The following is a 21,407-nucleotide window of genomic DNA, read 5'->3' as shown; positions in this document are numbered from 1 at the left end:
CAATCAATCTGAAACCGTTCGGACTGAGTAGGCCCGTCAGGGCCGTATCGAAGGCGCTACCCAGCACGAACGGTGAGCGTCTTTCTGATCTTGGTGAAACCTTATTTTTTATACGATTAACGCAAACATGAACCCTATCCAACGCTTCAACACCAATGCCCGCATGAGCCAGCTGGTGGTGGCCAACGGCTTCGCCTTCGTCTCCGGCCAGGTGCCGGACAACGCCGGCGCACCCATCCCGCAGCAGGCCAGCGAAGTGCTGGCCAAGATCGATGCGCAGTTGCAGGCGCAGGGCATCGGCCGTGAGCAGATCGTCTCAGCCAATGTGTGGCTATCCAGCCCGGAGCATTTCGCCGCCTTCAATGCGGTGTGGGAAGCCTGGGTGCCGGCCGGCCATGCGCCCACGCGGGCCTGCGTGCAGGCGCTGCTGATGCTGCCGGGGCTGGATGTGGAAGTGGCCGTCGTGGCCGCGCTCTGATCAATCGCCGGGAGCATGAGCATGAGCGCAGCAGAGCGGGTGGACTACCTCATCATCGGTGCCGGCATTGCCGGCGCTTCCATCGCCTACTGGCTGGCGCCGCATGGCAGCGTGCTGCTGCTGGAGCGCGAGTCCCAGCCGGGCTATCACAGCACCGGCCGCTCGGCCGCGCTCTACATGGAAAGCTACGGGCCGCCGCAGGTGCGGGCGCTGACCTGCGCAAGTCGCGCTTTCTTCGACCATCCCCCGGAGGGCTTTGCCGAACATCCCTTGCTCACGCCGCGTGGCGCGCTGTTCTATGCCGGTGCGGCCCTGCAGGCCGAGCTGGATGAGCACGAAGCGCTGGTGCGCTCGGTATCGGACAAGGTACAGCGTCTGGATCGCGAGCAGACCCTGGCGATGGTGCCAGTGCTGCGCGGGGAAGACCTGATCGGCGCGGTCTATGAGGAAGATGCCAGCGACATCGACGTGCATGCCCTGCACCAGGGTTTCCTGCGCGGTGCGCGCGCGGCCGGTGCCCGGCTGCTGTGCCATGCCGAGGTGCAGGCCATTGTGCGCGACGAGGCTGCGCAGGAGTGGCAGGTCGGCACCTCCCAGGGGCCGTTGCGTGCCGGGGTGGTCATCAATGCCGCCGGTGCCTGGGCCGATCAGATCGGCAGTCTGGCCGGAGCCGCCAGCATCGGTCTGCAACCCTGCCGTCGTTCTGCCTTTACCTTTGCGGCGCCGCCTGACAGCGCCCACTGGCCGATGTTCATGCCGGTGGACCAGGCGTTCTACATCAAGCCCGACGCCGGCCTGCTGCTGGGGTCCCCGGCCAATGCCGATCCGGTGCCGCCGCAGGATGTGCAGGCCGAAGAACTGGATATCGCCATTGCCATCGACCATATCCAGAACGGCACCACCCTGGAAATCCGCCGGCCTGCGCATGTCTGGGCCGGTCTGCGTTCCTTTGTGGCCGATGGCAGCTTCGTCGGTGGCTACGATGCACAACTGCCGGGCTTCTTCTGGGCGGCCGGGCAGGGCGGCTATGGCATCCAGTCCGCCCCCGCGGCCGGCGAAGCCTATGCGGCACTGGTGCGCGGCCAGTCGATACCGGAGCATATCGCCCGCTTCGGCGTGCAGGCCGACGCCCTGAGTCCGGCCCGGATCGGCTGAGGCCGCGGCCTTTGCTGATGCCTGTGCCGGTCGCCTTGCCATCGACGTCAGGCGTCAGGCGTCAGGCAGAGGCATCCCCGGACCGCTCGTCCTGCCTGTCCTTGCCACTGACCACCGTGTGAGGCGGCTGGTAATCCGCAACGCGGTCGCGTCCATCGTCCTTGGCCCGGTACAGCGCCCGGTCGGCGCCGGCGAAGATGTCCTCGATGCGGGTCTCCGGACGCGGCACGCAGGTGTACACACCCGCACTGATGGTGACCACGCCATGGGCGTTGCCTTCATGCGGGATCGCCAGCGCCCTGACAGCGTCCACCACCTTCTGCGCAATCCTGTGCGCTCCGGCAAGGTCGGTATCGGGCAGCAGGATGGCAAATTCCTCTCCCCCATAACGGGCCGCCAGGTCGCCTTGCCGGCGCTGCGCAGTCTGCAGTGTGCGTGCGATGTCCTGCAGGCAGTAGTCGCCCTGGATGTGGCCATAGAGGTCGTTGTACTTCTTGAAGTAATCCACATCCAGCATCACCAGTGACAGCGCGCTCTTGCTGCGGCTGGCATTGCGCATCACCAGTTGCAGCTGTTCATCCAGGTAGCGCCGGTTGGGAATGCCGGTCATGCCATCCAGCATGGCCTGGGCGCGCAGGTTCTCGGTGAGCAGCTTGAGGGACAGGTTCTTCTTTTCGATTTCATCCTCGGCGCGATCGCGCATGCGGACCACGCGCAGCAGGTAGGCGGTCAGCAGACCGATGATCAGGGCCGCGGCGACGATCACCAGCAGTTGTGAAGCCTGGGCGGCGTGCCAGTCGGCCAGCATCTCGTCGTGGGCCAGGGCGGCGCTGACGAAGAGCGGATAGTCCGGCACCCCCGTGACGTAATGCAGCCGTCGTATGCCGTCCTGCATCGAATTGATGTCGGCCCAGCCGGAGGAGCGTTGGCGTACGTGATCCCGGTAGAGCGGCAACTCCACCATGTTCTTGCCGAGGAACTGTTCGCCATAGGGACGGCGCAGCAGCATCACGCCGTCGCGGCTACCCAGTAGCAGCGAGCCTTGTGCCCCGATATTCACCTCGTCGAAGAGACGCTGGAAATGCTCCAGACTGACGCCCAGCCGGAATTCTCCGGCAGGCTTGCCCTGACGCATGCGCGTGCGGGCCAGCGGGATCACCCAGTGACCGGTGACGCGGCTGATCATCGGCGCGCCAATCTTCAATCCGCCTTCCGAGATCGATGCCGGCCCGTCGGGACTGGCTGAGAGGGCTGTGGCGGACATATTGTCGCCAGCCGGCCAGCGTTGCAGGACGCGACCTTGCTCGTCGATGACCAGCAGGGTGTCCATCTCGGGAAAGAGGCGGCTCTGTCGATTGAGCAATTCCTCCACCAGCTTGCGCATGTCACGCCGATCCAGCGGATTGTTGTTGTCCAGTGCGGCGATTTCCTGCAGCAGCAGGTCGGCGGCGCGAACACTGAGATTGACCTGGGTGGCAAGACCGGTGGCGATATTCATGGTGGCCGTCTGCCCCGACTTGAGCGCCGCCTGGCGTCCGGCCAGGCTGCCGTTGAGCAAGGCATAGCCGAACATGGCACTGCCCAGGATGGCCAGCACGATGGACGTGATCCTGACCTTGTTGTTGAGACGTTTGAGGGGCATGGCGTTTCTCCGCGGTGACAACGGGTCAATCATGTCAACTTGAAATCAAATTAATCAAATTAACCAATTGTATTTTAGCGCATTCGTGCTTTTATTTCCTTTTTTGCAATGCCTTGTGCACGAAAAAGGAGGGTGTATTTGATGTGCATTAAATGCGCTGTTGTTTTGCGGGCGCGAATGCTTATCGCTTAGATAGCGGGTTTACGGCTTGTTGTGGCGTATTTCGGCGGGAAAAGATCATCGTTCCTCGCAGCATCGATGTCATCTTTTCATGACGTGAGAGTCGCGCGAGATCAAAATCCAACGCTCTTGCTGTATTTATCGAATTTAATAAATAAATCGTTTATAGTTGGGGAATTCCGGATGCGAGAGGGAGCCCGGATAAGCAGATTCAGGGTGGTTTGGGAGCTGAAGTATTCATACAAGGGGGAGTCAACATGAAAATCACGGATATCAGGATCAGCGTTCGGCTCGGCGCCTGCTTTGCGGCGCTGATCGTGGTGATGTGTGTCATCGCCGGGGTGGGCATCAAGAACCTGTGGACGGTGAGTGCCGCCACGGCGGAGATCGTCAACGACCGCTACGTCAAGGTCGCCATCGGCGCCCAGATGAGCGACAAGATCAATACCGCCGCACGCAGCCTGCGCAATGCCATCCTGGCGCGCAACCCGGAGGAGGCCAGGAAATACCTCGACCGGGTCGACCTCAATACGGCTGAAGTCGGCCAGCACATGGCGCAGATGGACAAGCTGATCAACACGCCGCGTGGGCGTGAATTGATCGATGCGCTCAAGCAGTCGCGCGACGATTACACGCGCGAGCGCAAGAAGGTCGTCGAGCTGATCCTGCAACAGAAGAGGGATGAGGCGACCACCCAGTTGTTCGATCAGACCATCCCGGTGCAGGACAAGTATTTCGCTGCGCTCAAGGCCATGACCACTTTCCAGGCCGAGCTCATGGATCGGAGCGTGGAGCGTGCCAATGCCGCCTCCGCCATGGCGGTCAACATCATGCTGTTGCTGTCGGTGGCCGCCGTCATCCTGTCGGTGCTGTGTGCGGTGCTGATCACGCGTTCCATCACGCGGCCGCTCAATCAGGCTGTGGAAGTGGCCACCGCAGTGGCGGCAGGCGACCTGACCGTGCAGATCCATGCCACCTCCCGCGATGAGACCGGGGCGTTGCTGGCGTCGCTGAAGGCCATGAATGACAACCTGCATCGCATCGTCACCGAAGTGCGCCAGGGTAGCGACACCATCAATACCGCTTCGGCCGAGATCGCCACTGGCAACTTCGATCTGTCGTCGCGCACCGAGCAGCAGGCCGGCGCACTGGAGGAGACGGCCTCGGCCATGGAGGAACTGACTTCCACCGTCAGGCAGAACGCCGACAATGCGCGCCAGGCCAATACGCTGGCGGAGAGCGCGTCGGCCGTGGCGATCCAGGGTGGCAGTGTGGTGGGGGAGGTGGTGCAGACCATGGGCGAGATCAACGATGCCTCGCGCAAGATCGTGGACATCATCAGCGTGATCGATGGCATTGCATTCCAGACCAATATCCTGGCCTTGAATGCGGCGGTGGAAGCGGCACGGGCCGGTGAGCAGGGGCGCGGGTTTGCGGTGGTGGCTTCGGAGGTGCGCACGCTGGCTCAGCGCAGCGCGGCGGCGGCCAAGGAGATCAAGGGCCTCATCGACGCATCGGTGGAGCGCGTGGAAAGCGGCAGTCGCCTTGTGGAGCAGGCCGGTTCGACCATGAGCGAGGTGGTGGCCAGCGTCAAGCGGGTGACCGACGTGGTGGCCGAAATCACCGCCGCCAGTGGTGAGCAGAGCGATGGCATCGAACAGATCAACCAGGCCATCGTCCAGATGGATGAAACGACCCAGCAGAACGCGGCCCTGGTGGAGCAGGCGGCTGCGGCCGCGCAATCGCTGCAGGAGCAGTCCGGTCGTCTGTGCGAGACCGTCAGCATCTTCCGGTTGAGCAGCGGTGAAGTGGCACGCAGTCCAGCCGCTGGTGCGGTCAATATGGCGCCGGCGCGCAGCGTGGATATCTCGCCGCGTGCGCCGGCCTTGCCGCGCAAACCGCAGGCCAGGAGCAATCCGGCCGTGGCCAAGGCCTTGCCGGCGACGCCGGCACCGGCACCGGCACCGGCAAAGGGGGCGGCGGTTGCTGCAGCCGAAGGGGATTGGGAGCAGTTCTGATTTCCGAGCGCTTGGCACCTTGCAGTTCCAACAGCGCGCCCGTCGGGCGCGCTTTTTTTTCATCCCCAGGTACTACGGCAGGGTGATGCCCTTCACCTGGGTCAGACGCTGCAGGGCTTCTTCCAGTGGCAGACGGGCGCGTCCGGCCGCAATGCAGAGCGACCGGTGCAGCGCTGCTTCTTCGTCCGATTCATCTTCGCACTGGCGGCTGTAGCGCTCGAAGCCGGCCAGGGCGGTCAACAGCTCGGCCAGGTGGCGCGGGCATTCGCACTGCATGCGGTCGGATGCCTCGGAGATATGGGCCAGGTCGCTCTCGCTGAAACGCGGTGGCGGTACGCTGGCTTCATCCTCGGGTGAGGTGGCCGTGGCCGGCAGTTCGATGCGCTGGATATGGTTGCCCAGCCAGTCGGCGTCAAGGCCATCCATGGGTTTGCGCAGCAGTCGATGACCGGCCTGTTCCAGGCGCGCCACCACCTCCGCCGAGCCGAAACGGTACAGGATCAGTACCGGTACCTGGGCCAGGGCGTGCCGCAGATCGTTCAGTCGCAGGTCCAGGTCGCTCTCCAGCACCGCGCTCTCCAGCACCAGCATGTCGCTCTCCACGCCGCGCAGGTCCAGTTGATCCAGCGACTCGATGGCTGCGGTGATCGTGAAATGCTGTCGCACCAGTGCCTCTCTGCCAGCCTTGGTGGAAATCCAGGGACCGACCACGGCCAGTCGCTTCGATGCCGGCATTGCTGCGCCCAGATCGCTGGCGGGTGTCTCCCTGCCCGGCAAGCTCTGGGTCAGCGACTCCAGCTCCTGTGGTGACAGGGCGGCCAGCTTGCCGATCCGGTGCCCGGCGTCGACCAGCCGCTTGATCCAGCCCAGTCGTTGCAGGTCGTCCTGCGAATAGAGGCGCTGACCACCGCCGCTGTGCTGTGAGGAAGTAATGCCGTAGCGATGCTCCCAGGCGCGCAGGGTCTCCACTGACATGCCCAGTTGCCGCGCCACGGCACCGGGCCGTAGCAGGGGGAGATCGGTCAGGTCGTCGGGTTGAGGGGTGACATGATCCATTGTGTTTTTGGCAATCAAAAATAATTTGAAGAAACAGGGATATTTTTCCGGGTTATCCGTTCAAATCCGTTGCATTTTGAATTTATGTGCAAATGCATCGAAAAGATGCGTGTTTGTTTTGGTGATTTTTATCAGTATGTCACGCATTTGCAGGATTGTGAACGTGAAAAATAAAAAAGCAAGCGGCGCCGGCCTTCTGCAGGGCGCCGTCTCTTCAGGAACCTTGTCTGTCTCAACGGAAAAATGAACATGAAACTCTCTGACCTGAAAATCGGCACGCGCCTGTATATCGGTTTTGGCATGGTGGCCGCCATCCTGGTGATCCTGGTCAGTGTGGCCTACGCCAACTTTGCCCGCCTGGGGGCGGCCAATGAATGGAACGTGCATACCTACGATGTGCGCGACCAGGTACAAGGCATGATGGAAAGCCTGATCAACATCGAGACCGGCCAGCGTGGCTTTTCCCTGACCGGAAATGACGCTTCGCTGGAGCCCTACCAGCTCGGCAACGCCAGCTTCAAGCAGCATCTGGCCAAGGCCCGTGAGCTGACCGCCGACAATGCGGCCCAGCAGCAGCGTCTGCAGCAGATCAGTGAGGCCGAAGGGCGCTGGCTGGCATCGGCCATCGACCCGGCCATCGCGCTGCGGCGCGCGGTGCGTGACGGCCGTGAACAGATGGCCGCCGTGGTGAACTTTGAGCAGGCCGGCAAGGGCAAGACCGAGATGGACCGCATGCGCGCCTTGCTGGGCGAAATGGACCGTTCCGAATCGTCCCTGCTGAGTACCCGCGCTGAGGAAGCTGCCAGCCTGAAGTCGGTGACCGGCAACACCCTCATCGGTGGCGGTGTCATTTCGGTGGTGCTGGCGATGCTGTTGGCCTGGTGGTTGTCCAACAACATCACCCGCCCGCTGGCCACGGCCGTGCGCCTGGCACGTCAGGTGGCCGGTGGTGACCTGACGGCGCGCATCCAGGTGAACTCGCGGGATGAAACCGGCGAACTGCTGGCCGCCCTCAAGGAGATGAACGCCAGTCTGGTGGGCATCGTCTCCGGTGTGCGCCGGGGGACCGACATGATCGCCACTGCATCCTCGCAGATCGCCAGCGGCAACCTGGACCTGTCCTCGCGCACCGAGCAGCAGGCCAGCTCGCTGGAGGAGACCGCTTCCTCGATGGAAGAGCTGACCTCCACGGTGCAGCAGAACACGGCCAATGCCCGCGAGGCCAACCGCATGGCGCAGGCCGCCTCGGATATCGCCAGCAGCGGCGGTGGCGTGGTCAACCGGGTGGTGGAGACGATGGAAGACATCAATGCCTCCTCGCGCAAGATTGTCGACATCATCAGCGTGATCGATGGTATCGCCTTCCAGACCAATATCCTGGCGCTCAACGCGGCCGTGGAAGCGGCGCGCGCCGGCGAGCAGGGGCGCGGCTTTGCCGTGGTGGCCACTGAGGTGCGCAGCCTGGCGCAGCGTTCGGCCGCAGCGGCCAAGGAGATCAAGGCCCTCATCAGTGATTCGGTCGCCAAGGTCGAATCCGGCAGCGTGCTGGTCAACGAGGCCGGTGACACCATGCGCGAGATCGTCCAGAGCGTGCAGCGGGTGAGCAACATGATCAGCGAGATCAGTGCCGCTGGTGAGGAGCAGCGTTCCGGCATCGAGCAGGTCAGCCAGGCGGTGGGCCAGATGGACCAGGTGACGCAGCAGAATGCGGCGCTGGTGGAAGAAGCGGCGGCAGCCTCGCAATCGCTGCAACAGCAGGCCCAGGAGCTGGCCCAGGCGGTGAGTGTGTTCCGTATCGATGCCGCCCAGGTGCAGGAAGAGGCAGCGCCGTTGGTGGCCAAGGATACGCTGGCGGCCCCGCGCAGCCTCGGCAGCACTGCAGCGCGCACTGCCAGCCACACTGTGCCGCGCACCCCGCGTGAACCGCGCCTGAGCACACCGCTGCCCGCCCGCCAACTGGCTGGCGGCACCGATGAATGGGTCACCTTCTAAGCCAGCGATGCATGCCGATATCCTGAGACTGGACGGCGCACTGCGCGTGCCGTCCGAAAAAGAACAGCGGCGCCTGGCCGTGCTGGACAGTTATTGTGTGCTCGACAGCCAGCCCGATGCACTGTGCGACCTGGTCACCGACCTGGCCGCCAGGCTGTTCCAGACTGAGATCGCGCTGGTCTCGCTGGTGGCGGAGAACCGTCAATGGTTCAAGTCCCGGCACGGGCTGCAGGCGCAGTCCACGCCGCGTTCGCAATCCTTCTGCAGCTACGTCATCGAGCAGGACCAGGTGATGGTGGTACTGGATGCCTGCCATGACCCACGCTTTGCAGACAATCCGCTGGTCACCGGCGAGCCGGGCATCCGCTTCTATGCGGGCGCTTCGTTGCGGACCAGGGACGGCCTGTACCTGGGGACGCTGTGCGTGATCGGCAAGTCGCCGCGCCAGCAGTTCAGCGACGAGGAAGCGGCCACCCTGCAGCGACTGGCGGCCATCGTGATGGCGCGGCTGGAAATCCTGCGCGACGCCAGCTATGTCGACAGCCTGACATCGCTGCCCAATCGCAGCCGCCTGGTAGGCGACCTGCAGACCTTGCGCAGCGTCGACGGCCCGCTCGACAAGCTCACGGCGGTGGCGGTGGAGGTGTGCGAGCACGTCTATCTGGCCGACATGATCAAGGCGCTCGGCTGGGATTACGTGGAAGGTTTCCTGATCGAAGCCAAGGAACGCCTGCGCCAGGCGCTGGGGGGCATCGCGCTCTATCGCATCGGTACCACCAGCTTTGCCTATCTGGAGCGGCGTGACGTCTGGCAGGCCCAGGCCGAGCAGATCGAGGAGGCCTTCGCTGCGACCGTGGCGCACCAGGGGATTCCGCATCATCTGGACATCTCGGTGGGGATCGCGCCGATGTCGCAGTGCGCGGACGACAATGAATTGGTACCGGCGCTGCTGACCGCCATTGACGTGGCGCGGGAATGCGGCAGCCTGCAGTGTCACTACGAACAGCCGCTGGGGCGCATGCAGAAGCATTCCTTCGAACTGCTGTCGGCCATCCCGGGGGCACTGCTGGCCACCGATGAACTGTGGCTGGAGTTCCAGCCCAAGGTGGCGCTGATGTCAGGCCAGTGCGCCGGGGTGGAGGCGCTGCTGCGCTGGCGCCATCCGGTGCATGGGCTGATCTCGCCGGCTCTGTTCATCCCGCTGGCGGAAAAGACTGCCCTAATCCGCCAGGTCACCCTGTGGGTCCTGCAGCACGGCATCGAGCAGGCTGCTGCCTGGATGCGCCAGGGCCGTGCCATTGCAGTGGCCATCAACGTGTCGGCACGCGACTTCGACAACGACGATCTGGTGCATGCCCTGGCTGCACAACTGCAGCGGCATCGTCTTCCTGCCGGCCTGATCGAGATCGAGTTCACGGAGAGCGCGATGAGCAAGAACCCGGAAAAGCTCTACGGCAAGATCCAGGAAATCAAGCGGCTGGGGGTGAAGGTGGCCATCGACGATTTCGGCGCCGGCTTCAGCAACCTGAGCTATCTCAAGAACATCCCCGCCGACTATCTCAAGATCGACCAGTCCTTCATCCGCACCATGGAGAGCAATTACTCCGACCAGCAGATCGTGCCGTCGATGATCCATCTGGGCCAGAAGCTGGGATTTGCGGTCGTGGCCGAGGGCCTGGAGACCGAGAAATGCCGGCGCATCCTGCAGCACCTGGGCTGCGAATATGGGCAGGGGTACGGTATCGCCCGTCCCATGGCGGCCGCCGATACCTGGGACTGGATCGCGGCCCGGGGTTGAAGCAAACAGCTGGTCTCTTACGGCCGCGCTTGCGATGAGGATTGGTGAGGAGTATATTGCCGGGCAGAAATATAACGATGGAGACCATCCACATGCCCCGTCCTGCCTCCCTCCTGCTACTTCTCCTGAGTGCCTCGGTATTGACGCTGGGGGCCTGCAGCCGCTCGCCCAAGGAGCAACTGGCCTATGAACACGCCGAGCTGCAGTATCAGATCAATGTGCGCAATGCCGAACTGGCGCGTAGCGGCGACCGGCCTGCCATGCCGGTGGAGGCCGGCAGTGCGGGTGGCGGCGAATGAGCGGCCCTGCGTAAGCGCATCCGGCGAGGACTCAAGACACATCCTCATTTCCCGGCCCGCACTGCTTCGAGCGCTGTATTGACCAGGGCTTCCACGGCGAACAGGTCACCCTCACGCAGCAATTGATCCACCCTGGACTGGAACCCGGCACACTGTGGATGCTGCTGCAGTAGCGCATCGCCCCAGTCCAGCAAATCCGAGACCGCACCACTGTCGATCAACACACGTGCCTGCTGCAGGCTTTCCTGCGGCGGCAGTGGGTCCTGTCCGGCAGTGTCCCCGGTCGTCTCGCTGGTTGCTGCAACGGCTGCGACGGTGCCGACCGCTGCAACCGTTCCTGCCAGCGCCGCGCCCAGCTGCGGCAGCGGCAGGCCCAGCAGGCGTGCCAGGGTTTCCTGCAATTCCATGAAGTTGACCGGCTTGAGCAGGCAGGCGTCGAATGCCAGGTCATCGGGTCGATCTGTTGGCGGCCGCAGGGTTGCCGACAGCAACAGCACCGGCACGCCCGGCAGATGCTGGCGGGTGGCCCGCAGGACCTCGCCTCCCTTTGCAACGGGTAGCAGGTAGTCGGTCAGCACCAGCGCCGGGGCGGGTTTGTCGGTCTGCATGATGCGTGCGACGGCGCTTTCGCCGTCAGCATACAGTTCCACCTCGAAGGCCAGCATTTCCAGTTGCTCTACCAGCAGGTCGGCGATGTCGGGACTGTCCTCCACCACCAGCACCCGGCGACCAGTTCCATCGATGAGGGGATGCGTGTTGCTGTCTTCGCGGCAGTCGTCACGGGCAATGTCCTGTTCGTCCGCCAGGGCGACCGGCAACTGCAAGGTCAGGACAGTGCCTTGACCGGGCTGGCTTTGCAGGGCGATCTGCCCGTCCATCTGCTGTATCCATTGACGTACCAGGGCCAGCCCCATGCCGAGGCCGGGTTGCGAGCGGTCGGCCCCGGCCCGTTCGAAAGGCTCGAACACGCTTGCCTGGTAGTGTAAGGGAATGCCGCTCCCTGTATCGCTGACCCGCATTTCCATCACGCCCGTGCCGGAGCGCACGGCCGCCGCCTGCCAGCCGACTTCCAGCCTGATACTGCCCTCGCGGGTGTACTTGGCGGCATTGTCGAGCAGGTTGCCCAGGAGGCGGCGCAGCCGAGGGGCGTCGATCCTGAGCACCGGTGGCAGCGCCGGTGAGACGTCAAGGCTGAAAGCATTGTGCTGCCGTCGGGCCAGGGCCGCGCCTTCCTGGCCGATGGTCTGCAGCAACCCATGCACATACAGGGGCCTGGGTTGCGACAGGTCCATGCGGTCGCCGTGGGCGTAGTCGATGAGGTCATTGATCATGGACAGCATGTGGCGGGCGCTGCGCACGATGATGCGTCCATACCGCCCTTGTTCGCCACCGGCCGCCTGCAGCATGTCGGCAAAGCCGAGGATGGAGGTCAGCGGGGTGCGCAGATCATGGCTGATGCTGGTGAAAAAGCCATTCTTGGAATGACGGGCATGATCGGCGACCTCCAGGGCCGCGCGCAATTCACTGGTGCGATGGTTGACCGCCTGCTCCAGCTTGAACTGTTCGCGCATGCGCAGGGAGAGCACCGACCACTGCATCTGCTCGAACTTGTGATGCAGTTGCAGCGCACGCCCGACCACCATCGTAGAGGCCACGCCGAGCAGGCCAAGCTGGAACAGGGTGGAGAACTGCCAGTCCGGCAGGATGCCGTGTGCAATCAGGCCGTTGAGCTCCAGCATCTTCAGCCACATCGCCGACCAGGCCAGGCCAAAGGAGATGGCCAGCAAGCGCGCATTGTCCAGCCCGTGGCGCCAGCCATGCAGCATCGATGCGGCCCACATCAGATAGCAGGTGGCGGCGATGGCATTGGCCACTGGAGCTGTGGCGCGGAAGTCGCCTGCTGCGATCCATATGGTCACCACGATGAGCGCCGCGCTCATGACGTCGTAGATCCGCTTCCAGCGCCGTTCCCAGCGCGGCAGCTGATCCAGACTGACCAGCAGATAGCTCATCCTGAGATGCAGCAGGGTGGTCAGGCAGCCCAGCGTGATGGGGACGCGTACCAGCCACATGCCACCCCTGGGGAGCAGGTAGAGGTAGAGATAGCCCTGGAAGCTGAGGATGAAGAGCAGCGCCGAGCAGATCCACACCGCCATCAGCACGGAACCGCGATCGCGCCATTCCACGCCCTGGATCAACGCGTACGTCACCAGCACCAGGGCGATGCCGATGACGAAGGCCTGGAAGGCCAGCTCGCGACCTTCTTCCTCCCGGAACACGGCGGGATCCCACAGCGCCACACCCAGTTCGATCACCGAGCTGCCGGCCACCCGCAGCACCATCGTGCGTTGCTCGCCCGGTGCCAGCGTCAGCGCAAACAGGGCCGTGCGGCCCTGCACCTCGCGTTGCGCAGAGGCGTACTTCGTGCCGGCGACCTGTGGCGGCTGCCAGCGTAGTCCGGCCCCGGGGACGCCCGCCGTGAGCGGTTCCGAGAGATGCAGTTGCACATCCTGCAGGCGCGCCGATCCCATGGCCAGCCAGCGCGTGACGGGGACGGGACTGTCGTTGCGCAGTTGCCCACGCAACCAGAAGGCCCCTTCGCGATAGCCCTCCTGCAGGACAGAGACGTTGATGTTCTCCCACTCCGGACTTTGCATGGCGGAGGACAACTGCTCCGTGGCCCCTTCATCGCGCAGCAATTGCAGATACTGGGTGACGGACTCCCCGTACTGCCACCGGGACAGATCGATGGCCTGTGCCGAGCAGGCCGCTGTGGGCCACACCAACGCAGCCCACAGGACAGGCAACAAGCACCAGCGTGACGCCCACATCATCGCAGTGGCTAGCGGCGGAACTGACTGGGTGGCATGCCGAAGCGATCCCGGAATGCCGTGGAGAAGTTGGCAGTGTTGCTGTAGCCGATTGCCAGCGCAATGGCACCGATGTCCAGCGTACTTTCGGAGAGCAGTCGCCTGGCCTCCTTCATACGCTCTTCGCGCAGGTAGTCGAAGACCGTCACGCCGCAGCAATGCTTGAAGGCGACGGAGAGGCGACGCGCATTGCTCCCCACAGCGGCGGCCAGGGCATGCAGACCCATCGGCTGGTCGAGTTTTTCCAGTATCAATCGGCGCGCCGCCTCGAACAGCACGACGTCGAAAGTGCTGTTGTTGACGGAAGTCCCCACCGTTGCCGGCGAGACGTCTGCGGCGCTGCTGCCGGCCATGTTTGGCAGGGGCGCCAGCTCCTCGTGCACCGGTGAGCGCAGATGTACGCACAGACGCAGTCGCACTTCCTCGAAATCGAATGGTTTGGTAACGTAATCCACCGCACCTGCCCGTAGACCCGAGATCTTTTCTTCACTGGCATCGGCTGCCGAAAGGAAGATCAGCGGGATATTGCGAGTGACCGCATTGGCCTTGAGCAGGCGGCAGCTCGTGAGCCCATCATAGACCGGCATGCGAATGTCCATCAGGATCAGGTCAGGCCGCACAGTCTGCGCCTTGTGGTAGCCGTCCTGCCCGTCCCGTGCGACATACAGTCGCGCCCCGTAGCGCAGCAGGAAACCGGAGAGCAGCATGCGGTCCTCCTCGGCGTCATCGACAAGCAGGATGCGCTGTCCGGCCAACAGGCCGGTGTGTGCGGTATGTGTGGTACGTGTGTTCAGATTGGTTCTGTGGCTCATGTTCACCTCGTGACGAAAGTTCGGAAGTTACGGCGGGAAGTTACCCCGAAATGGAGGCGAAGCGACGCAAAAATGCCGTTTGGGAACATATTTTTCCCGCCATCAAAACAATGGGATCGGCTGGCAAAAATGTGACGATCTCAGTCCGGATTTTTTTCGGTCGGCCGGTGCCGCGGTCACGTTGCAGGGTGCGATGGCGCCTTAGCATATTGCGCCAATAACTTCCATGATCGGCCCGCTAGAATCGTTGGAAAAAGCTCAGTAGAAAATATTTTTCCTTCGTGAACAAACATCCGTGCAGATCGCAAAAGTGGATGCGTGAAATTCCAGGTTTCCTTCGATAAATTCCTTAAACGCCAAATCCGTCGCCTTGATCTGAAGGGGCAAGGGAGCGTTGGCAGATCCGACCCGCTCGGATTTCCTTGGTTTTATTTCCGATCGGGTCGTTCAAGGATGCGTTTGAGTAAGAAGGAGAAGCCGCAATGGCCAATATTTTATTGATCGAAGAAATTCTGACGTCCGGGCAGCGCCAAGGCAGTCACGCCGTGCGCAAACTGATGGAGCAACAGGGACACAAGGTGCTGAGCGTGATGGCGGATGGCGATAAGCTGCTCATGCCGACGCAGGATTGCGACATCGCCATCGTTGACGTTGGAAAAGCCAGCGGGACCGGCTACACGGTGACCGAACAACTTCGCGCCGCGCATGGTGGCATGGGTATCCTGCTGCTGGCGGGACAGGAAGAGACCGCAGCCCAGCGGGTCGCCGGGCTGCAACGTGGTGCCGACTTCTGCGAAGCCAGGCCGGAGGAAGCAGATCTGCTCAATGCCTATGTCGATGTGCTGCTGCGTCGGGTCGCGCCAGAAGTCTGGCGGCTCGATACCAAGGCACGCACCTTGCGGGCACCCCGACATGATGCGGTGGAGATCAACGTGCGCGAGGTCGCATTGCTGCGCGCGCTGGCCGATAGCGCACGCAATGCCGCGAACCGCTCGACCATCGCACACGCCTTTGGTGCCGACTGGATCGGCTTTGACGAGCGCGTATTGGAAAAAACCGTCAGCCGGCTTCGCCGCAAATGGCGTGAGAGAACCCTGGGCGACTTGCCCCTGCGCACTCTGCATGGCGTGGGTTATTGCTTCACCGAAGCGCTACAGGTGCATTGAGAGGACAGCTGGCCGGGCTTCTGGCGCGGCCGCTGTGACTGCGGTCGGTTCAGTTCTTGCGCGCGACCCAGTAGGTCGCGCCGGCATCGCCGTAACGTTCGCTATGAGGCGTGCCGGGCAGCACCTGGAAGCGGTCGCCCGCGACCAGGCGGCGCTCTGCTGCGCCATCAAGCGTCAGAAACATCTCGCCCTGGACGACCAGGGCGTTGGCTTCGAAGGGGTGGGTGTGGATTTCCAGGACGGTGCCGCCGTCCCAATGTCGTTCCACGACTTCGTCATAGCCTCGTGCCAGCATGGTGTCGCGAAACTGGTCGAGTGTGATGTCAAGGATGGGGGTGTCAAGGGTGGCGGTTGGCTGGTTCATGGTGGCTTCCGGAGGGCTGGCGACGGTTGAAGGAACGGCGTGTCGTCACACTATAGCGCTGCCCGGAAAGCCTTGCTGGACGTGGCCCGGGTGTCAGTCATCCGTCAGAAACCCGTCAGAGATTCGTCAGGATGACGACCGGGACGCCTCATGAAAGACGTCACCCAGGCCCGCCGCTGCACTCAGTCCAGTTTGGCCTGGCGCTGGTTGCCGGCCACCACGAACTTGCCGGCGCCGAGGTGATGCAGGGTATGCAGATCGGCATTGGCGTCAGTGAAGGACCAATGACCGTTCTCGAAGATGCGGGCATCGGCCGCCGCAGCGACCACTTCGCCAAAGAAGGTGTCATAGGCCTGCTCGGTATGGCTCTCCTTGATCCAGCGACACTCCAGCCACGCGGCGCAGCCTTGTTCCAGCACTGGCATGCCCAGGACCGGGCCGGTGCCAGCCTCGATATGGTGGCGTTTGAATTTGTCGATATCGCGACCGCTTTCGCTGCCCACGGCATAGGTCAGGTCCATCTGCGCGGCACCGGGGACGATGATGCCGAAGCTGCCCGATTGCATGATCAGCTCGCGGGTATGGGTGCTCTTGTCGATCACCACCGCGATGCGCGGCGGCGTGAACTCCACCGGCATGGACCAGGCGGCGGCCATGATGTTGCGCTGCCCGCCATGGGCGGCGGTAATGAGTACCGTGGGGCCGTGGTTGACCAGGCGGCTGGCGTGTTCCAGCGCGACGGGGCGGAAATGACTGGGATGGGACAAGATCAACTCCTTGGGCAATGGGGAAGACAGGCGGCAAGGATGACACAGAATGCGTGGGCAGGTGGCTTGCGCGGCTGGCCTGACCGCTGATGCAAAAACGGGAGCCTTAGCCCCCGTTTCAGTCATGTCCTGCAGGCGAGCTTGTCGCTCACTTGCCCCAGTTCAGCACCACCGGGTCCAGGCGACGTGCCACGCGCAGCAGGCCTTCGCGCACCTTGGGGTGCATCGGTGCCTGCGGATGGCGCAGCATGTCGGACTTGATCACGCCGCCTTCGAGCATCAGTGCCTTGCAGGCGGCCAGGCCGCACTGGCGGTTTTCATAGTTGATCAGCGGCAGCCAGTGCATGTAGAGCTCGGCGGCCTTTTCGGTGTCGCCGGCCATGTAGGCGTCGACGATCTTGCGGATGCCATCCGGGTAGCCGCCACCGGTCATGGCGCCGGTGGCACCGGCGTCGAGGTCGGGGATCAGGGTGATGGCTTCTTCGCCGTCCCACGGGCCGACTACGGCGTCACCGCCCAGTTCGATCAGATCGCGCAGCTTGGAGGCGGCGCCGGCGGTTTCGATCTTGAAATAGGAGACGTTTTCGATTTCCTTGGCCATGCGTGCCAGGAAGGGCGCCGACAGCGGGGTGCCGGCCACCGGTGCGTCCTGGATCATGATGGGGATGTCGATGGCTTCGGACACGCGTGCATAGAACTCGTAGATCTGCTTTTCCGACACGCGGAAGGTGGCGCCGTGGTAGGGCGGCATCACCATCACCATGGCGGCGCCCGCATCCTGCGCGGCGCGGCTGCGCTCGGCGCAGATCTGGCTACCGAAGTGGGTGGTGGTGACGATCACCGGCACGCGTCCGGCGACGTGTTCCAGCACGGTGTTCTGCACCTGCACGCGCTCTTCGTCGGAGAGTACGAACTGTTCCGAGAAGTTGGCCAGGATGCACAGGCCGTTGGAGCCGGCATCGATCATGAAGTCGATGGCGCGCTTCTGGCCTTCCAGGTCGAGCTGGCCGTGTTCGTCGAAGATGGTGGGGGCGACCGGGAATACGCCGCGGTAGATGGGGGTGCTCATGGAGTCTCCGTCATGGTTGTCGTGGGCCATCGGTGGATGGCGGCTTGCAATGGCGATCAATATACGTGCGCCCAACGGGGCTGTATAGTGAAGACTTTCCATCATGTGATCGCTTTTTGGAATCACCCATGAAACCCACACCCAGCTTGCAAAGCCTCCAGAGTCTGCTGTCCCGTCTGCGCATGAAGCAGCTGCAGCTGCTGATCGCCCTGGATGAACACAAATCCCTGCACAAGGCCGCCAGTGCCCTGGCCATGACGCAGTCAGCGGCCAGCAAGTCGCTGGCCGAGCTGGAATCGATGCTGGATGCGCAATTGTTCGAACGCACCAAGTCCGGGCTGATCCCCAACCAGTTCGGCCATTGCGTGATCCGCTATGCGCGCCTGATGGCTACCGACCTGGGGTCCTTGTGCGAGGAAATGGCGCAACTGCGCTCCGGGCGCGGTGGCCGGTTGGCCATCGGGGCGGTCATGGGGGCGGTACCGGAGATGGTGGTGCCGGCGGTGGATGCGCTGCAACGGCGCCATCCCGAGCTCAGCATCGAGATCGTGGAAGATACCAGCGTGCAGTTGCTGGGCTTGCTGGACGAGGGGCATCTCGACCTGCTGGTGGCGCGCGCCAGCGTGTCGGACCATCCTGGCAAGTATCACTACCAGGCCCTGTCGGAGGAGCCGCTGTCGGTGGTGGTGTCGGCCGAGCACCCGCGCCCGCGTAATCGGCAGCTGCAACTGGCGGCGCTGGCCGGCTATCGCTGGGTGACCTATCCTAGCCACATGCCGCTGCACGCGGTGCTGGAGCGCGAGATGGACCTGGCCGGGGTGACCATGCCGGGCAATGCCATTTCCACGGCATCGACCTTCGTGACCGTGGCGCTGCTGCAGCAGGGGACGGACATGGTGTCCATCCTGCCCACAGCGGTGGCGGAGATGTTCGTCCGGCGCGGGATGCTGCGCATCCTGCCGGTGAAGCTGCGCTCGATGTCGCAGACCATCGGCATCGTCACCCGCAAAGGGGGGCAGTTGTCGGGGGCGGGGGAGGCGCTGGTGCGGCTGTTGAGGGAGCGCTCGGCGCTCTGACCTCCATCGACCCTGCTCGCCATGGCAGGGGCTCTTCTTCCAGGTGGGGCTCCTCCCGCCTGATCTTTCCCGCTTGCATTATTTCCGGCATGAAGCGCGGGAGGCGCCTTGTCGCCCATGCAGCCCATGCAGCCTTTCCTACGCTCGCATGCGAGACATTCATCTCATCCATGCAAAAAATTTGAGCATCCTTACAACTGGTGTAATGGTATAGTGATTATACCAGTTGGCGCTGTCCGTCTTTTTCGTCTGCCGTCGCCGCTGGCGATATCAAGAAAACATCAAAGAAACAAAACAAGCAAAGGCAGCCAGGCGACCGCAAGGCGCACAGCCCCCGCAGTCCCTGGCGAAACCCGGAGAGGTTGTCGTTGAACAGGCGCAGCCTCTCAACCCGACAGGAGACAAGACAAAAATGGAGACCACCCAGAGTGCCGTCGAAAGATCGGCCATCCGCAAGGTCGCGATGAGGCTGGTGCCTTTCGTAGGCCTGATGTTTTTCATCAACTTCCTGGATCGCACGGCGATCTCGTTTGCCGGCCCCAATGGGATGAGCCGTGACCTGGCGCTCACTGCGGCCCAGTTCGGCTTTGCTGCCGGGGTCTTTTTCATCGGCTACGTGCTGCTGGAAATCCCCAGCAACCTGGCCCTGCACAAGTACGGCGCGCGCCGCTGGCTAGCGCGCATCATGGTGACCTGGGGCATCGTGGCGCTGCTCTTTACCTGGGTCAGCAGCGTGGAGGGGTTGTATGTGTTGCGCTTCCTGCTGGGCGTGGCCGAGGCCGGTTTCTTCCCCGGTGCCATCCTCTACCTGAGCCTGTGGGTGCCGGCCCGGCATCGCAGCCACATCCTGGCGCTGTTCTACCTGGCCCAGCCGCTGACCATCGTCATCGGCGCGCCGGTGGCGGCCCTGCTGATCGAGGCGCATGGCCTGTTCGGCCTGGAAGGCTGGCGCATCATGTTCGCCGGGGTGGCGCTGCCGGCCATCGTGGTCGGGGTGATCGCCTGGTTCTACCTGGCCGACAAGCCGGGTGAAGCCAAATGGCTCAACGAGGCCGAACGCAAGTGGCTCACCGGCGCCCTGCAGGCCGAGCAGAACGGCAAGCGTGTGGAGCATGTGGCCCACGCCGGCGCGGCGCTGAAGAATCCGCGGGTGTGGATGCTCTCGCTGGTCTATTTCGGACTGATCTACGGGCTTTACGCGCTGGCCTTCTTCCTGCCGACCATCATCGGCGGCTTCGAGACCCAGTTCGGCACCAAATTCAATGTCTTCCAGAAGGGCCTGATCACCGCCATTCCCTACCTGCCGGCGGCCATCGCGCTGTTCCTGTGGAGCCGTGACGCCACCCGGCGCGGCGTGCGCAGCTGGCATGTGGGCCTGCCGGCACTGCTGGGCGCCATCAGCATCCCGGCCGCGCTGTACATGCAGAGCCCGGCAGCCACCGTGATGGCCATCACGGTCACGGCCTGCGCCATCTTCTCGGCGCTGCCGACCTTCTGGTCGATCCCGGCGCGCTTCCTCTCCGGTGCGGCGGCCGCTGCCGGTATCGCCCTCATCAATACGGTGGGCAATGCGGCGGGCTTCATGGCGCCCTTCATCACCGGTGCGATCAAGGACGCCACCGGTTCCTACCAGGCACCGATGTTCGTGGTGGGGGCATTGATGGCCGTGTCGGCACTGGTGATCTTCGCCATCGGCGCGGGATCGCGGGAAGAGGCGGCCGAGTTGCAGGGCCGCGTGATCGCCGAATGAATCCGCCGGTCGGCCGGCAGCCAGTTGGCCCGGCCGACCGGAACTTTGCAGAACTCAAATGACGACAGGAGAAGAAATATGAAGGAAAAGATCGCACTCTTCGGCGCAGGCGGCAAGATGGGCGTGCGCCTGGCGAAGAATCTGAAGAAATCGGATTACCAGGTTTCTCATGTGGAAGTCAGCGAAGTGGGCCAGCAGCGCCTGCGGGACGAGGTCGGCGTGGACTGTGTGAGCATCGACGCGGCGCTGGACAACGTGGACGTGGTCATCCTGGCCGTGCCCGACACCCTGATCGGCAAGATTGCCGCCGAGATCTCGCCCAAGCTGCGCGCCGGCGTGATGGTGATGACGCTGGACGCGGCCGCGCCCTTCGCCGGCCATCTGCCGGAGCGGCCGGACCTGGTCTATTTCGTGGCCCACCCTTGCCACCCGCCCATCTTCAACGACGAGACCACGGCGGAAGGCCGTCGTGATTTCTTCGGTGGCGGCGCCGCCAAGCAATCCATCACCAGCGCCCTGATGCAGGGTCCGGAGTCGGCCTTCGACCTGGGCGAGGATGTGGCCAAGGTGATTTACCAGCCCATCCTGCGCAGCTATCGCCTGACGGTGGAACAGATGGCAATCCTGGAGCCGGGCCTGTCCGAGACCGTCTGTGCCACGCTGCTCTATGCGATGAAGCAGGCCATGGACGAGACCGTGCGTCGCGGCGTGCCGGAAGAAGCGGCCCGCGATTTCCTGCTGGGGCATATGAACATCCTGGGCGCGGTGATCTTCAAGGAAATTCCCGGTGCCTTCTCGGATGCCTGCAACAAGGCCATCCAGAACGGCCTGCCGCGCCTGCTGCGCGACGACTGGCTGAAGGTCTTCGAGCATGACGAGATCGCGGAGAGCATCCGCCGCATCACCTGAGGGAGT

At 63.4% G+C, this 21,407-nt stretch carries 17 protein-coding genes; 10 read left to right on the top strand and 7 right to left on the bottom strand.

The genetic code is table 11. The annotated features are described in order from the left end of the window. The first annotated feature begins 127 nt into the window (after positions 1-127). A complete protein-coding gene (locus tag HWE04_RS07485) occupies positions 128-478 on the top strand; it encodes a RidA family protein (protein WP_234295836.1) in 351 nt (116 codons plus the stop codon). Between the two features lie 21 nt (positions 479-499). Then, entirely contained in the window at positions 500-1,633 is a 1,134-nt protein-coding gene (locus HWE04_RS07480) for an NAD(P)/FAD-dependent oxidoreductase (protein ID WP_182994202.1), read from the top strand. Between the two features lie 61 nt (positions 1,634-1,694). Here the strand turns inward: HWE04_RS07480 and HWE04_RS07475 are convergent, their stop codons facing one another. Continuing rightward, complete coding sequence (locus HWE04_RS07475) at positions 1,695-3,275, bottom strand: GGDEF domain-containing protein (protein WP_241812001.1); 1,581 nt, start codon at positions 3,273-3,275, stop codon at positions 1,695-1,697. A gap of 437 nt (positions 3,276-3,712) precedes the next feature. Here HWE04_RS07475 and HWE04_RS07470 point away from each other — a divergent pair, with 437 nt between their 5' ends. Next, positions 3,713-5,473 carry a methyl-accepting chemotaxis protein gene (locus HWE04_RS07470; RefSeq protein WP_241812000.1) on the top strand — a complete coding sequence of 587 codons (1,761 nt, stop codon included), beginning with the start codon at positions 3,713-3,715 and terminating at the stop codon, positions 5,471-5,473. Between the two features lie 72 nt (positions 5,474-5,545). Here HWE04_RS07470 and HWE04_RS07465 read toward each other — a convergent pair whose 3' ends face one another. Next, complete coding sequence (locus HWE04_RS07465; RefSeq protein WP_241811999.1) at positions 5,546-6,529, bottom strand: MerR family transcriptional regulator; 984 nt, start codon at positions 6,527-6,529, stop codon at positions 5,546-5,548. 249 nt (positions 6,530-6,778) lie between these two features. Between HWE04_RS07465 and HWE04_RS07460 the strand changes: the two genes are divergently transcribed. The 3 genes from HWE04_RS07460 (at position 6,779) to HWE04_RS07450 (ending at position 10,618) form a co-directional block, all read left to right on the top strand. Further along, complete coding sequence (locus HWE04_RS07460; protein ID WP_241811998.1) at positions 6,779-8,521, top strand: methyl-accepting chemotaxis protein; 1,743 nt, start codon at positions 6,779-6,781, stop codon at positions 8,519-8,521. A 7-nt stretch (positions 8,522-8,528) separates the two neighbouring features. Then, on the top strand, positions 8,529-10,319 hold the full coding sequence (locus HWE04_RS07455; protein ID WP_241811997.1) for a putative bifunctional diguanylate cyclase/phosphodiesterase: 1,791 nt from the start codon (positions 8,529-8,531) through the stop codon (positions 10,317-10,319). 92 nt (positions 10,320-10,411) lie between these two features. Then, positions 10,412-10,618, top strand: coding sequence for a hypothetical protein (locus HWE04_RS07450; RefSeq protein ID WP_241811996.1), 207 nt, complete (start codon positions 10,412-10,414; stop codon positions 10,616-10,618). A 44-nt stretch (positions 10,619-10,662) separates the two neighbouring features. Here HWE04_RS07450 and HWE04_RS07445 read toward each other — a convergent pair whose 3' ends face one another. Together HWE04_RS07445 and HWE04_RS07440 are read right to left on the bottom strand one after the other, a co-directional pair. Further along, positions 10,663-13,401, bottom strand: coding sequence for a hybrid sensor histidine kinase/response regulator (locus HWE04_RS07445; RefSeq protein ID WP_241811995.1), 2,739 nt, complete (start codon positions 13,399-13,401; stop codon positions 10,663-10,665). A 59-nt stretch (positions 13,402-13,460) separates the two neighbouring features. After that, a complete protein-coding gene (locus tag HWE04_RS07440) occupies positions 13,461-14,300 on the bottom strand; it encodes a response regulator transcription factor (protein ID WP_241811994.1) in 840 nt (279 codons plus the stop codon). Between the two features lie 482 nt (positions 14,301-14,782). Here HWE04_RS07440 and HWE04_RS07435 point away from each other — a divergent pair, with 482 nt between their 5' ends. Continuing rightward, positions 14,783-15,466, top strand: coding sequence for a response regulator transcription factor (locus HWE04_RS07435; RefSeq protein ID WP_241811993.1), 684 nt, complete (start codon positions 14,783-14,785; stop codon positions 15,464-15,466). Positions 15,467-15,515: 49 nt separating this feature from the next. Here HWE04_RS07435 and HWE04_RS07430 read toward each other — a convergent pair whose 3' ends face one another. From HWE04_RS07430 to HWE04_RS07420, 3 genes are all read right to left on the bottom strand, one after another. Then, complete coding sequence (locus tag HWE04_RS07430) at positions 15,516-15,830, bottom strand: cupin domain-containing protein (protein WP_241811992.1); 315 nt, start codon at positions 15,828-15,830, stop codon at positions 15,516-15,518. A gap of 182 nt (positions 15,831-16,012) precedes the next feature. Further along, positions 16,013-16,597 carry a flavin reductase family protein gene (locus tag HWE04_RS07425; protein ID WP_006463215.1) on the bottom strand — a complete coding sequence of 195 codons (585 nt, stop codon included), beginning with the start codon at positions 16,595-16,597 and terminating at the stop codon, positions 16,013-16,015. 148 nt (positions 16,598-16,745) lie between these two features. Next, on the bottom strand, positions 16,746-17,666 hold the full coding sequence (locus HWE04_RS07420) for a dihydrodipicolinate synthase family protein (protein WP_006463214.1): 921 nt from the start codon (positions 17,664-17,666) through the stop codon (positions 16,746-16,748). A 128-nt stretch (positions 17,667-17,794) separates the two neighbouring features. Here HWE04_RS07420 and HWE04_RS07415 point away from each other — a divergent pair, with 128 nt between their 5' ends. The 3 genes from HWE04_RS07415 (at position 17,795) to HWE04_RS07405 (ending at position 21,401) form a co-directional block, all read left to right on the top strand. Then, on the top strand, positions 17,795-18,742 hold the full coding sequence (locus HWE04_RS07415; RefSeq protein WP_241811991.1) for a LysR family transcriptional regulator: 948 nt from the start codon (positions 17,795-17,797) through the stop codon (positions 18,740-18,742). A 412-nt stretch (positions 18,743-19,154) separates the two neighbouring features. Further along, positions 19,155-20,492, top strand: coding sequence for an MFS transporter (locus HWE04_RS07410; RefSeq protein WP_006463212.1), 1,338 nt, complete (start codon positions 19,155-19,157; stop codon positions 20,490-20,492). A 78-nt stretch (positions 20,493-20,570) separates the two neighbouring features. Next, positions 20,571-21,401, top strand: a complete 831-nt coding sequence (locus tag HWE04_RS07405) for a phosphogluconate dehydrogenase C-terminal domain-containing protein (RefSeq protein WP_234295847.1) — start codon at positions 20,571-20,573, stop codon at positions 21,399-21,401. The last annotated feature ends 6 nt before the right edge of the window (positions 21,402-21,407 follow it).

This window comes from Herbaspirillum sp. C7C2, from assembly GCF_022627865.1.
Classification (GTDB): Bacteria; Pseudomonadota; Gammaproteobacteria; order Burkholderiales; family Burkholderiaceae_D; genus Herbaspirillum; species Herbaspirillum frisingense.
The sequence above is the reverse complement of the archived record's forward strand: the minus strand, read 5'-3'. Positions and strand labels throughout refer to the sequence as shown.

Bases quoted from the DNA above. Each gene is read 5' to 3' on its own strand.
- HWE04_RS07485 (WP_234295836.1), top strand. From the start codon at position 128: ATGAACCCTATCCAACGCTTCAACACCAATGCCCGCATGAGCCAGCTG.
- HWE04_RS07480 (WP_182994202.1), top strand. From the start codon at position 500: ATGAGCGCAGCAGAGCGGGTGGACTACCTCATCATCGGTGCCGGCATT.
- HWE04_RS07475 (WP_241812001.1), bottom strand. From the start codon at position 3,275: ATGCCCCTCAAACGTCTCAACAACAAGGTCAGGATCACGTCCATCGTG.
- HWE04_RS07470 (WP_241812000.1), top strand. From the start codon at position 3,713: ATGAAAATCACGGATATCAGGATCAGCGTTCGGCTCGGCGCCTGCTTT.
- HWE04_RS07465 (WP_241811999.1), bottom strand. From the start codon at position 6,529: ATGGATCATGTCACCCCTCAACCCGACGACCTGACCGATCTCCCCCTG.
- HWE04_RS07460 (WP_241811998.1), top strand. From the start codon at position 6,779: ATGAAACTCTCTGACCTGAAAATCGGCACGCGCCTGTATATCGGTTTT.
- HWE04_RS07455 (WP_241811997.1), top strand. From the start codon at position 8,529: ATGCATGCCGATATCCTGAGACTGGACGGCGCACTGCGCGTGCCGTCC.
- HWE04_RS07450 (WP_241811996.1), top strand. From the start codon at position 10,412: ATGCCCCGTCCTGCCTCCCTCCTGCTACTTCTCCTGAGTGCCTCGGTA.
- HWE04_RS07440 (WP_241811994.1), bottom strand. From the start codon at position 14,300: ATGAGCCACAGAACCAATCTGAACACACGTACCACACATACCGCACAC.
- HWE04_RS07435 (WP_241811993.1), top strand. From the start codon at position 14,783: ATGGCCAATATTTTATTGATCGAAGAAATTCTGACGTCCGGGCAGCGC.
- HWE04_RS07430 (WP_241811992.1), bottom strand. From the start codon at position 15,830: ATGAACCAGCCAACCGCCACCCTTGACACCCCCATCCTTGACATCACA.
- HWE04_RS07420 (WP_006463214.1), bottom strand. From the start codon at position 17,666: ATGAGCACCCCCATCTACCGCGGCGTATTCCCGGTCGCCCCCACCATC.
- HWE04_RS07415 (WP_241811991.1), top strand. From the start codon at position 17,795: ATGAAACCCACACCCAGCTTGCAAAGCCTCCAGAGTCTGCTGTCCCGT.
- HWE04_RS07410 (WP_006463212.1), top strand. From the start codon at position 19,155: ATGGAGACCACCCAGAGTGCCGTCGAAAGATCGGCCATCCGCAAGGTC.
- HWE04_RS07405 (WP_234295847.1), top strand. From the start codon at position 20,571: ATGAAGGAAAAGATCGCACTCTTCGGCGCAGGCGGCAAGATGGGCGTG.